Source organism: Janthinobacterium sp. Ant5-2-1, from assembly GCF_001445815.1.
Classification (GTDB): Bacteria; Pseudomonadota; Gammaproteobacteria; order Burkholderiales; family Burkholderiaceae_D; genus Janthinobacterium; species Janthinobacterium lividum_E.
The window spans coordinates 91,980-104,018 of sequence record NZ_LNCE01000072.1 but is presented as its reverse complement, the minus strand read 5'-3'; the positions used below and the strand labels follow the sequence as shown (position 1 = coordinate 104,018).

12 protein-coding genes are annotated in these 12,039 nt (G+C 62.2%); 3 read left to right on the top strand and 9 right to left on the bottom strand.

Annotated elements, in window-relative coordinates; all coding sequences use genetic code 11:
• The 7 genes from ASN89_RS22610 to ASN89_RS22580 all read right to left on the bottom strand — a co-directional run.
• The coding region (locus tag ASN89_RS22610; RefSeq protein ID WP_200969105.1) for a 5-deoxy-glucuronate isomerase at positions 1 to 340 on the bottom strand (340 nt) is incomplete at its 3' end.
• Positions 337 to 1,257: a myo-inosose-2 dehydratase gene (gene iolE, locus ASN89_RS22605; protein WP_058050839.1), complete on the bottom strand. Its 921-nt coding sequence runs from the start codon at positions 1,255 to 1,257 to the stop codon at positions 337 to 339. The genes iolE and ASN89_RS22610, both read right to left, overlap by 4 nt.
• Positions 1,254 to 3,092 (bottom strand): 3D-(3,5/4)-trihydroxycyclohexane-1,2-dione acylhydrolase (decyclizing), encoded by a 1,839-nt coding sequence (gene iolD / locus ASN89_RS22600; protein ID WP_058050838.1) that lies wholly within the window; start codon positions 3,090 to 3,092, stop codon positions 1,254 to 1,256. Before iolD ends, iolE begins: the two co-directional genes overlap by 4 nt.
• A complete protein-coding gene (locus ASN89_RS22595) occupies positions 3,089 to 5,035 on the bottom strand; it encodes a bifunctional 5-dehydro-2-deoxygluconokinase/5-dehydro-2-deoxyphosphogluconate aldolase (RefSeq protein WP_058050837.1) in 1,947 nt (648 codons plus the stop codon). Before ASN89_RS22595 ends, iolD begins: the two co-directional genes overlap by 4 nt.
• Positions 5,036 to 5,043: 8 nt before the next feature.
• Positions 5,044 to 5,829: an ATP-binding cassette domain-containing protein gene (locus ASN89_RS22590; protein ID WP_046684857.1), complete on the bottom strand. Its 786-nt coding sequence runs from the start codon at positions 5,827 to 5,829 to the stop codon at positions 5,044 to 5,046.
• Positions 5,830 to 5,832: 3 nt separating this feature from the next.
• Positions 5,833 to 6,966, bottom strand: a complete 1,134-nt coding sequence (locus ASN89_RS22585; RefSeq protein ID WP_058050845.1) for an ABC transporter permease — start codon at positions 6,964 to 6,966, stop codon at positions 5,833 to 5,835.
• A gap of 166 nt (positions 6,967 to 7,132) precedes the next feature.
• Entirely contained in the window at positions 7,133 to 8,182 is a 1,050-nt protein-coding gene (locus tag ASN89_RS22580; protein ID WP_034757655.1) for a sugar ABC transporter substrate-binding protein, read from the bottom strand.
• A gap of 248 nt (positions 8,183 to 8,430) precedes the next feature.
• Here ASN89_RS22580 and ASN89_RS22575 point away from each other — a divergent pair, with 248 nt between their 5' ends.
• The 3 genes from ASN89_RS22575 to ASN89_RS22565 are packed head-to-tail and all read left to right on the top strand — an operon-like array spanning position 8,431 to position 11,338.
• A complete protein-coding gene (locus ASN89_RS22575) occupies positions 8,431 to 9,297 on the top strand; it encodes a MurR/RpiR family transcriptional regulator (protein WP_034757651.1) in 867 nt (288 codons plus the stop codon).
• Positions 9,290 to 10,282: an inositol 2-dehydrogenase gene (gene iolG, locus ASN89_RS22570; protein WP_058050836.1), complete on the top strand. Its 993-nt coding sequence runs from the start codon at positions 9,290 to 9,292 to the stop codon at positions 10,280 to 10,282. Before ASN89_RS22575 ends, iolG begins: the two co-directional genes overlap by 8 nt.
• 33 nt (positions 10,283 to 10,315) lie before the next feature.
• On the top strand, positions 10,316 to 11,338 hold the full coding sequence (locus ASN89_RS22565; protein ID WP_058050835.1) for a Gfo/Idh/MocA family oxidoreductase: 1,023 nt from the start codon (positions 10,316 to 10,318) through the stop codon (positions 11,336 to 11,338).
• Positions 11,339 to 11,353: 15 nt separating this feature from the next.
• On the opposite strand, the gene ASN89_RS22560 is transcribed toward ASN89_RS22565, so the two are convergent.
• Both ASN89_RS22560 and ASN89_RS22555 read right to left on the bottom strand, forming a co-directional pair.
• Positions 11,354 to 11,701 carry a DNA-binding protein gene (locus ASN89_RS22560; protein WP_046684854.1) on the bottom strand — a complete coding sequence of 116 codons (348 nt, stop codon included), beginning with the start codon at positions 11,699 to 11,701 and terminating at the stop codon, positions 11,354 to 11,356.
• The gene (locus ASN89_RS22555; protein WP_046685506.1) at positions 11,658 to 12,020 is read right to left on the bottom strand and encodes a type II toxin-antitoxin system RelE/ParE family toxin; all 363 of its coding nucleotides are present in this window, start codon (positions 12,018 to 12,020) and stop codon (positions 11,658 to 11,660) included. Before ASN89_RS22555 ends, ASN89_RS22560 begins: the two co-directional genes overlap by 44 nt.
• Between the last annotated feature and the right edge of the window lie 19 nt (positions 12,021 to 12,039).

The window sequence follows — 12,039 nt, the reverse complement described above, 5'->3', positions numbered from 1 at the left end:
GGTGGGTGATGCCCGGTGCGCTGCACAAGGCCACTTCGGCATTGCCCACGGCCGTGATGCCGACCGCCGTATCCAGCGGGACATACACGGCGTACGGCGAACGATCCTCGAAGACGCTCTGGCGATTACCTATATTTTCCCAGGTCTGTCCACCCGCCTGGACGGTGACCGTGCCCGTCAGCACGACGATGCACAATTCGCGCTTGCCCGTGTCCAGCTGCAAGGACTCGCCCGCTGGAAGACGGTGCGCGGCGAAACCGACATGCGTCCAGCCGGCCGATTCCGGCGTTACCTCAACGATGGTGGAACCTGGACGGGCCTTGACGAGCAGCGGGCTCATGCCGCCTCCCGTTTCACGCGGGGAATCGCCTCGACGAGCTTGGCCAGGTAATCGTGGCCCATCTTCGCGTAGGCGTAGCTGGGCGCGACGGCCGGATCCTGCTCCGCTTCCACCACCAGCCAGCCCGCATAACCGTGCAGGTACAGCCGCGTGAGGATGGCGGGGAAATCGATGCTGCCGTCGCCCGGCACGCTGAAAGCGCCATTGATGACGGCCTGCAGGAAACTCCAGTGGCCATTTCTCGCCAGTTTTACCACGTTCGGCCGCACGTCCTTGCAATGCACGTGGCAGATGCGATCAATGTGTTTGTTCAGCACCGCCAGCGCATCGCCGCCGGCAAAGGTGATGTGACCCGTGTCGAACAGCAAGCCGACCTCGGCTCCCGTCAAGGCCATCAATTGATCCACGTCCGCCGGCGTTTCCACGTAGGCGCCCATGTGATGGTGATACGCGAGGCGTACGCCGTGCGCCAGCAGATGGGCGGCAAAGGCCGTCAATTTGTTGGCGTATTCCTGCCATTGCTGCTGCGACTGGAAACGCGGGCGTTTATACAGCGGGCGCGCTTCCCCCTGGATGGCGTCGGCCACTTCGCCGTAGACCATGACGGTGGCGCCGCTGTCGGCCAGCAGCCGTAAATGCGACGCCACGGAAGCGATCTCTTCCTCGACCGACCGGTGCGCCAGCCGTCCCGAATACCAGCCGGAAACACAGGCAAGATGGTATTTCCCCAGCACGGCGTTCAGCGCTGGCGCATCTTTCGGAAACTTGTTGCCCAATTCAAAACCCACGTAGCCGATCTCAGCGCCTTCCTTCAACGCTGTTTCCAGCGGCGTTTCGCCGCCCAGGCTGGGCAAATCGTCGTTCATCCACGAGATCGGGTTGATGCCGATCTTCACATTCCATGTCGGTGCATTCATTGTTGTTGTCCTTGGCGGTCAAGTTCATAACGGGCGCGCGCAGCTTGCACGGCTGGCTGGGTGGAGACCTCGGGCACGGCCACTTCCCACCAGCAACCGCCCTCTTCGGTCGTGCGCGTGTCGTCTGTATCGATGCAGATCAAATACGTGCGGGGTGCGGCACGGGCGCGCAGCATCGCTTGCTCCAGCTCGGCGATATTGGCCACGTGTTCGGACAGCGCGCCCAGCGATTGCGCATGCAGGGCAAAGTCGATGTGCGGGGCGCTGTCGGGCAACATATTGTTGAACGAAGGATTGCCGCACGCCTGCTGCAGCCGGTTGATGCAACCGTAACCGCGGTTGTCGAGCACGACGATGATGAGTTTTTTATCGAGCATGACGGAGGTGGCGATTTCCGAATTCATCATCAGATAGCTGCCGTCACCCACCATGACGATGACTTCCGATTCCGGCTTGGCCATCTTGACGCCAAGGCCGCCGGCGATCTCGTAACCCATGCACGAGTAGCCGTACTCCATATGGTAGCCGCCCGGCGTCGACGTGCGCCAGAGTTTATGCAGCTCGGCCGGCAGAGTCCCCGCCGCGCAAACGACGATGTCGTTGCCGGTGGAATCTGCGGAAGAGCGCTGTACGGCGCCGATGACTTCGCCGTCATACGGCAAGCCGGCCACGTCGCGCCGGCCCGTGATGCTTTTGACCGTCTCGCGCCACGCGTTCCCTGCCTGCTGCGCCCGGTCCATCCACTGGCCCGCGCTATTCCAGCTGCCCAGCAGCCGCGACAGGCCTTGCAAGCCCAAGGTCGCGTCCGCCTGCACACCGAGGCCGCGGCGTTTCAGTGCATCAAAACGGTTGACGTTCAGGCTCACCAGTTGCGCCTGCGCAAACAGGGAGTTCGACCCGGTGGTGAAATCCTGCAGGCGCGTGCCGATGGCCAGCACCACGTCCGCGTCCGCCGCCAGGGCATTCGCCGCAGGCGAGCCCGTCACGCCGATGGCGCCCAGCTGCAGCGGATGGTCCCATGGCAGAGAACTTTTGCCGGCCTGGGTTTCCGCCACGGGAATGCCATGGCGCTCGGCAAACGCCTGCAGGGCGGCGCTGGCCTTGCCATACAGCACGCCGCCACCGGCGACGATCAGCGGCTGCTTCGCGTTTTTCAACAGCAGCGCCGCCTCTTCCAGTTCCTGCTCGACAGGCGGCAAGGCGCGGAAACGCACAATGCGCGGTTCAAAGAAATCCACGGGATAGTCATGCGCCATCGTCTGCACGTCTTGCGGCAGAGACAAGGTGACGGGACCGCAAGCGGCCGGGTCTGTCAAGGCGGCAATCGCCCGTGGCAAGGCCGTCAGCAACTGCTCCGGATAGACGATGCGGTCGAAATAGCGCGACAGCGGCTTGAACGCATCGTTGACGGAAACGCTGCCATCCGTGCCGTCTTCCAGTTGCTGCAGCACCGGGTCCGGCGCGCGCGAGACGAACACGTCGCCCGGCAACAGCAGTACGGGCAAGCGGTTGACGTGCGCCAGGGCGGCGGCCGTCAGCAAGTTGGTGGCGCCCGGGCCGATGGAACTGGTCACGGCCATCATGCGCCGGCGCATGTGGGCTTTGGCATAGGCAATCGCCGAATGCGCCATCGCCTGTTCATTGTGGGCGCGGTAGGTGGGGAACACATCCTTGTACTGGTACAGCGCTTCGCCGATGCCGGCGACATTGCCGTGGCCAAAGATGGCAAAGGCGCCGCCGAACAGAGGTTCGCCCTCTTCCGTGCGCAAGGCGGCCAGGTAGCGCACCAGGGCTTGGGCCATCGTCAAACGAATCGTCTTATTTTGTGTAGTCATGCCGCACGCTCCAGACGGTTGCGTGTACGCTGCCACAGGCCAATGAGCTGCTCGAAATTGGCGCGCACGGCGGCGATCAGGCCGGCATCGTCGAGTTCGCCGGCCAGCCAGCGGCGGCTCGGTTCCTGGAAGATGGTGCGGCCCACCATGAAACCGCGACACGTCGTACTGGCGCTGGCTTGCTCGAAACTGTCGGCAAGGGCGGCGATCGGCGCGTTCAAGCCCAGCAACACGACGCCACGGCAATACGGATCGCGCTCATGCACGAGGGCATCGATGGCTTGCCATTGCTGGGCTGACATGCTTTCCAGCTTCCACCATTCGGGATAGATGCCCAGGTTGTACAGGCGCTTGACGGCACGTAACACCGTATCGTCGCCCTGCGGCAAGGCTTCCGAGGGTATGACTTCGAGCAACAGTTCGTGACCGCTCACTTGCGCCGCGTCGTACAGGGCCTTGATCTGCGCTTCCTGTTCCAGCCGGTTTTCCACGGCATCGTCCGGGTGCAGCTGCACCAGGCACTTGATCACGTGTTCCTTCGGCCAGCTGAGCAGGTGCGAGCCGATGGAACGGCCCCAGTCGAATTGCAGCGGATTCGATCCCGGCAATTCCACGGGACGGCCTATCCACCAGCCGCGTCCCGTCGCATCGTTGAGCGCATCGACGCCATAGCGGCCATCGATCAGCACGCCCGTCTTGCCTGCAAGCTGCAAAGCCGTTTCCGTCTGCGCCACGGCTTGCACCATCAATTGTTTCAGGGCCGCGATGGCCGCTTCGGGTGCGCCCGTCTGCTGCGCCAGCTCAAAAAATTGCGTGCGATGGTCAAAGGCAAATACGCACAGCTCGTTCCACTCTTTGCGCGTGACCGTCGTACGATGCAAGCGGGACAAGGTCGCGTCCTGGTCCGGTTGCGTCAGCTTGGCCGCATTGGCGAGGAAATAGTCGAGCTCAACGGGCGACGGCATGGCTGGCGCGCAGCCGTGGCGCGACACGACGAGGGCGCCGCAGCCATTCGCATAGCGGCAGCACGCTTCGTAATCCTCGCCGCGCAACCAGCCTTTCAGGAAGCCCGACAGGAAGGCGTCGCCCGCGCCCAGCACATTGAGCACTTCCACGCGCACGCCACGGTAATTATATGCATCATCGAGGCTGTGCGGCACCACATTGTCGATGACGGCGCTGCCCAGCGGGCCCCGCTTGACAACGAGGGTGGCCAGGGTGGCGGCCCGTACGGCGCGCAAGGACGCCATGATGTCGGCGCCGCCGCCGGCAATCATGAATTCCTCTTCCGTGCCGACGATCAGGTCGAACTGCGGCAGGATCGCCTGCAGGTGGCGCGTCACGCCTTCGTTGGAGACGAAACGCGTTTCGCCATCGGCCTTGCCCGACAGGCCCCACAGCACGGGCCGGTAATCGATGTCGAGCACGGTGCGCACGTTATTGGCGCGGGCCAATGTGAGTGCCTGCGTGCTGACGGCGTGCATGGCAGTCGTGGAAAAATGCGTGCCGGTGATCAGCAGCGCCTTGCTCGAGGCGATAAAGGCGGCGTCGACTGCGGACGCTTCGATGGCCATGTCGGCGCAATTTTCACGGTAGAAAATCAGCGGGAAGGTGTTCTTGTCCTTGATGCCCAGCATCACCAAAGCCGTGAGACGGTCGCGGTCGATGCCCACGTGGCTGACGTCGCAACCCTCCTTGGCCAAAGTGTCGGTCAGGAAACGGCCCATGTGGTCGTCGCCCACTTTCGACAGCATGGCGGACTTCAAGCCCAACCGGGCCGTGCCGAAGGCGATATTCGCCGACGAACCGCCCAGGTACTTGGCGAAACTGGTGGCGTCTTCCAGGGTGCTGCCGATCTGCTGCGCGTACAGGTCCACGGCCAGGCGGCCCAGGCAGATCACGTCGAGCGCCCGCCCCTGGGCAAATTGTGTGGAATTATTCATGGCTATCCTTAAATCGTGACACCGTCGAGTTCACTCATCAGCGTTTGCATTTCCGCGCCGCCTGCCATCATGTCCAGCAAGGCATCCTTGCTCACCGTATCCTTGGTGAAGGTGCCCAGCGACTTGCCCCGATTCAACAACGTGAACGAGTCGCCCACCGGATACGCATGGTGCACATTATGCGTAATAAAGATTACGGAAATGCCCCGCTCGCGCGCCTTGTAAATCAGTTTCAACACATTGAACGATTGCTTGACGCCCAGGGCGGCCGTCGGCTCGTCGAGGATCAGCACCCTGGCGCCGAAGTGGATGGCGCGGGCGATGGCCAGGCATTGCTTCTCGCCGCCCGACATGGTGCCGATGGCCTGGTGCGGGTCGCGCACCATGATGCCCATCTCGGCCAGCTTGGCGCGCGCCGTCTCGGCCGCATAATCGATATCCATCACGGGCACCAGGCCCAGCAGCTTTTTCATCGGCTCACGGCCCATGAAGAAATTGCGCGCCACGGACAGCAGCGGCACCAGCGCCAGATCCTGGTAGACGGTGGCCACGCCCATGTCCAGCGCTTCGCTGGGCGAATTGAAGACGACGGGCTTGCCGTCGACCAGGTACTGGCCATCGGTGGGCTTGTGCACGCCGGCCAGGGTCTTGATCAGGGTCGACTTGCCGGCGCCGTTGTCGCCCAGTAAACAATGCACTTCGCCTTCCTTCAACCGCATGGTGATGTTTTGCAGCGCCAGCACGGAGCCGAAACGCTTGCTGACATTTTCCAGGGCAAGAATATGCTCGCTCATGATTTATCTCGCTTCCGTGACGCGTGAGCGTACAAAGTTATTGAACAGCACCGCGATCAGCAGCATCACGCCGAGAAACACGCGGAACCAGTCCGAATTGATGTTGGTATAAGTGATGCCGATCTGCACCACGCCGAAGATCAGCGCGCCGAAGCAGGCGCCGACGACGGAACCGTAGCCGCCCGTCAACAAGGCGCCGCCGATGACGGCCGCGATGATGGCTTCGAATTCCTTTTGCATGCCGCGGTCGGCGGCGGCCGAACCCACGTCGCATACTTGCAAGGTGGCAAACAGGCAGGCGCAGAAGGCCGTGAAGACGAACAGCGAAATTTTCACCTTGCGCACCGGCACGCCCACATTCTTGGCCGCGTTGGCGTCGCCGCCCACGGCGAACATCCAGTTGCCGAAGCGGGTCCGCGACAGAACAAAAGCGGCACCGGCGGCCAGCACCAGCCACCAGGCGATGACTTTCGGAATGCCTTTCACCAGCGGCGAGCCGTCGTCGAGCACGGTGATCCAGCCATGCGCGCCCATCCACTGGAACAGGCCAGTGGCCACATTGCCGTGGAACAGCAGGCTGGCCAGCCAGTCCTGCGCCGCCAGGTCGCCCACGCCGCTGACGATGGTGCGGTTGGCGAACATGATCGACAAGGCCAGGGTCAGGCCGCGCAGGATGAACAGGAATGCCAGGGTAACGATGAACGATGGCAAGCGCGTCTTGATGACGATGTAGCCGTTGAGCCAGCCCAGCGCCATGGAACCGGCGAAGGCGAAAATAATGGCGGCCCACAGTGGCCAGTGGAAATAAATCGTCGGGATGGCGATCATCATGCCGGCAAAGCCGATCATGGAGCCGATCGACAGGTCGAATTCACCGGCGATCATCAACAGGCAGGCGCCGATGGCGATGATGCCCAGGTAGGACGCCACTTGCATCCAGTTGACGACGCCATCGAGGTTGAACATGCCGGAGTCGCCGGCCGTGATGACGAAGAAGGCAAACACGAGCACCGCGCCGGAAATCGAGGCGAACTCGGGGCGGCCAAAAAACCGTTTGGCCCAGCTGGTCGTGCCCACGCGCTCGTCGGCGGCGGCAACTGGCTTGCTGGAGGCGCCGGGAGGCGGAGGAGGATTCATGCCGGGGCTGGCCAGGCTGGATTTGAGCGCAGTCATACAAAGTCCTTTCAGTGTTACTTGATGCAATTACTTATCACCAGCATCGCTGGCGCCAGGCGTGTTCCTCCCATGCGCCGCCCGCGGGAAGCGGTGCGGCGCTGGGCAAACCCGGTGGCGACTGTGTGGATTAGCGGTATTGGCCCGCGTATTTTTCGACCTTGGAAATGTTTTCCTTGGTCACGAAACCGGGGCCGGAGCTGATGTGGCGTGGACCGTAGATCGGGGTCAGGCCGTATTCCGCCAGGCGCGCCTGGTATTTCGGATTGGCGATCAGGATTTCCTTGACCTTGGCCAGGTCAGTGATCTTTTGCTGTTTCATGATGGCCATCACGGCGACAGGAATGTAGCCTTGCAGGTAGGGCTGCTGGTCGATGGCGAACTGGATGCTGCCATCCTTGATGCCCTTGGCGATTTCTTCCGACAAGTCGAAGCTGGCGAAGTACATCTTGCCTTTCAGCCCCAGCTTCTCGACGGCGCGCATGGCGGCTGGCGCCGAGTCCGGCCCCAGCGCCAGCACGGCCTGGGTCTTGGGATTGCTGCGCAGATAGGCGCTGACCTTGCTTTCGATGACGCCAGGGTCGACGCCATTGGTGTCGAGCGTGGACGATTTGAAGTCGACGCCGAGCGCGTCGGCAAAACCGCGGCAGCGTTCGAACGACGACGCATTCATCGCATAGTGATTCACGCACACGAACGACTTGATGCCCGCTTCCTTGGCACGCTTGCCGGCGCCCAGGCCCGCGTCATATTCGGGCTGGCCCACGTGCATGATGGCTTTCAACTGTTCGCTTTGCGCGATGGTGCCCGAATTGATGGTCACGAGCATGATTTTCTTGGCCACTACCGTACCCAGCGGTTTTTGCAGCACGCTGAAGTCGGCGATGTCGGCGATCAAGCCATCGTAATTGCGCGCGGCCGACTGCTCGATCAGGCGCGCCATGTCGGCCAGGTCGCCATTCGGCGGATTGCGGTAGTCGACGGACACGTTGAAATCTTCACCGGCTTGCTTGATGGCGTTCTTGATGGTGTTCCACCAGGAATCGGAGTCCGGCGCGTGGCTGACCATGACGAATTTCTCGCCGGCAGCATGGCTGGCGCCCGTGCTCAAACCCAGGCTCAGTCCCAGGCTGGCGATGGCCAGGCACTTCATCAAACCCTTGCTTTTATTGCTATGCATGAATGTCTCCTAGACGGATTAATTTTTATAGTTGCGAGCTTTTATGAAGGGTGTCACCGGCTTGGCCTTGCGGCACACGAACCGATGCACTGCGCACAGCTTAGGCCACAAAAAAGACAAATGCAATAAAATTTTCAAAATAAATTTAAATAGAAATTCATTTCTATTTTCAAGATTCCCTCCTATAATTCTCGCCAGAACCAGCCGCACGGAGACAGCGGCCCAGCAAGCACACCAAGGAAAACATCATGGCAGCCACCGCCCCCATCGAACAGCTGATGCAGCACATTGCCGCCGAGTACGACAACCTGTCGCGCCAGTTGAAAGTCATCGCCCAATACATTGAAAAGCACCGGGCCAGCCTGATGCTCGAACGCATCAGCGACATCGCCGCCGCCTGCGACGTGCAGCCGTCCGCCATCGTGCGTTTCGCGCAGCGCTTCGGCTACACGGGCTTTTCCGAAATGCAGGACGTGTTCCGCCAGGCTTATACGGACCAGGCCGGCGCCACGCCCGACTACCAGCAGCGCATCCGCAAGCTCATTTCCACGCGCGACGCCGCGCTCAGCGCAGGCGACCTGACGCGCGAATTCGTCGGTGCCAGCCGCGCCGGTCTCGACGACCTGGCAGCCGGACTCGACGACGCCCAGCTGGAAGCGGCCGTCAACCTGCTGCTGAAAGCGGAAAATATCTATGTGATCGGCGTGCGCCGGTCCTTTCCGATCGCCTCCTACATCGCCTATGCGCTGGAACACACGGACAAGCGCGTGCACCTGATTAGCGGACTGGGCGGCATGCACCGCGAACAGATGCGCAGCGTGCGCGAACGCGATGTGGCGATCGCCATCAGTTTCTCGCCTTACGGCAAGGAAACCCAGCAGTGCATCAAGGCGGCGCAAGACAAGGGCGCCAAGGTCCTAGTGATTACCGACAGCAAGCTGGCCCCGCTCGCGCGGGCCGCCGACGCGCTGCTCACCGTCACCGAGGGCAGTGCCTTCGCCTTCCGCTCGCTGACCAGCACCATCTGCCTGTGCCAGGCGCTGTTCATTGCGCTGGCATACAAATTAGAGCTCGACATCGAAGAAATCCACACCCCAGGAGAACATGATGATTGAAGTAGCGTTGTTCGGCGCCGGACGCATCGGCAAAATCCACGCGGCCAACCTGGCCGCCCAACCCGGCGTGCAGTTCAAGTACGTGGTCGACGTCAACCAGGAAGCGGCCGCCGCGCTGGCAGGCCTGCACGGCGGCAGCAGCGCCACGGTCGAGGCGGCATTGGCCGACCCGGCCATCAAGGCCGTCGTCATCGCGTCCAGCACGGACACGCACGCGGATCTGATCCTGCGCTCGGCCGCCGCCGGCAAGGCCATCTTTTGCGAAAAACCCGTCGATTTGACCATCGACCGGGCGCGCGCCTGCGCCGCCGCCGTCAAGGAAGCCAAGGTGCTGTGCATGCTGGGCTTCCAGCGCCGCTACGACCCCACCTTCAATGCCGTCAAGACACGCATCGAAGCGGGCGAAATCGGCACGCCGGAGTTACTCATCGTCACCAGCCGCGATCCGGGTCCGCCACCGGTCAGCTACATCAAAGTGTCGGGCGGCATCTTCAAGGATATGCTGATCCACGATTTCGACATCTTCCGCTGGATACTCAACGATGAAGCCGTCAGCGTGCACGCGACGGGCAGTTGCCTGGTCGACCCCGCCATCGGCGAGGCTGGCGACCTGGACACGGCCGTCGTCACCATCCGCACGGCCAAGGGACGCTTGTGCCAGATCAATGCCTCGCGCCGCGCCGCCTACGGCTACGACCAGCGTTTTGAGGTGTTGGGGAGCGCCGGCATGCTGCAGGCGGGCAACCACAAGCCGACGGAAGTGACGGCCTATGGCCCGGTGAACGTCAGCGTGGACAAGCCGGAAGATTTTTTCCTGGAACGTTACCGCGTGGCCTACGCGCAGGAAATGGCGCACTTTTTTGACGCCCTCACCCACGGCACGCCGCTGCGCACGACCGTCCATGATGGCTTGAAGGCACTGGAACTGGCCGAAGCAGCCACCCTGTCGTGGCGCGAGGGGCGTGTCGTGACCCTGGCGTCGTAACTTTATAAACAACAATAAAAATCTGGAGACACCATGTCATCCCCAACATTAAAAGTCGGCATCGTCGGCCTGGGCCGGCTGGGCCAGCGCCACGCCATCAACCTGGCGCAGCGCGTGCCGAATGCCGAAGTCGTGGCCGCCTGCAGCCCCGTTCCAGCCGAACTGGACTGGGGCGCCAGCACGCTGGGCATCACTACCGGCTATGCCGATTACGACGCCCTGCTGGCCCACCCGGGCCTGGATGCCGTCTTCCTCGTCACGCCCACCTCGCTGCATGCGGACCAGATCATCGCCGCCCTGCGCGCCGGCAAGCACGTGTTTTGCGAAAAGCCGCTGTCCCTGAACCTGGCCGACTGCCTGAAGGTGGAAGCGGAAGCGGCGCGCCACCCGCAACTGACCATCATGATCGGCTTCGTGCGCCGTTTCGACGCCAGCTACCATGACGCCCAGCAAAAGATCGCCCAGGGACGCATCGGCAAGCCGTATCTGGTGCGTTCGCAAACCTGCGACCAGAACGACCCCAGCGGCGCCTTCATGCGCTTCGCCCCCACCAGCGGCGGCATCTTCCTCGATTGCAGCGTGCACGATATCGACCTGGCGCGCTGGCTGCTGGGCAATCCCGTGCCCAAACGCGTGTATGCGAGCGGCACCAACGCCATCCATAAGGGCTTGCAGGCGTTCGGCGACGTCGACAACGGCTTGGCGACGGTCGAATTTTCCGATGGCAGCATGGCCAGCTTCATGGCCTCGCGCACCATGGCGCATGGCCATGAAACCCTGACGGAAGTGTTCGGCACGGGCGGCCGCCTGGCCGTGGGCAGCAATCCGCGCCTGAACCGAGTGGAAATTTCAGATGCGCATGGCGTACGCAATGAGTGCACGCCCGACTTCTATGCCCGCTTCGCCGACGCCTTTTTGATCGAGGCGCAGGAATTCACGGATGCGGCACTGGGCCGGCGCACCTTGTCATTGACCTTGCACGATGCAACAGAAGCGACGCGCATCGGCCTGGCCATGACGCAAGCGATGCGCGAGGCACGGCCCGTGGAGTTTTAATCCCAAAGCAGGGACTCAGGCGGCCGGTGCGGGAAATGGACGTTCGGGCTGCCTGGGTTCCACGGCCAGCCGCAAGCCCATGGCATCGAGGATGGCCGTCAAGGTGCTCAGGGAGGGATTGCCATCGGGCGACAAGGTGCGGTACAGCTGGGTAGGATTGAGTTTTGCCGCCTGCGCCACGGCGGGCACGCCGCCAAAGGCGCGCGTCAGCTGGCGCAGCACGCTCAGGAGTTCGCCGTGGTCGCCATCGACGAGGATATTGTTGATCAGTTCAAGGGCGAAGGCGGGATCATCGCGGTACAGTTCGGCCATCGCTTCATCATGCGAGCGGTCTCTCGGTGGTTTGCGGATGTCCTCGTTCATGTCCTCTCTCCTTCCAGTCGTGCCAGCAGGCACAGGCATATTCGATATCTTTCGACTGCGTGCGCTTGTCTCCACCGCACAATAATAAAATGATCTGCTCACCGGCAATGGCATAGTAGATACGGTAGCCAGGCCCCACATCGATGCGCAATTCCCACACGCCGTCGTGGCAAAATTTATGATCGCCAAAATTACCGGGCATCATGCGCAGCACACGTCGCACGATGGCCACCCTGGCCGTATTATCGCGCTGGCGTTTCAGCCATTCCGTATATAAATCCCTGCCCGATGATGTCAGGTAGTGCCGGATCTCGTACATCATATTCGTCCATAAACGA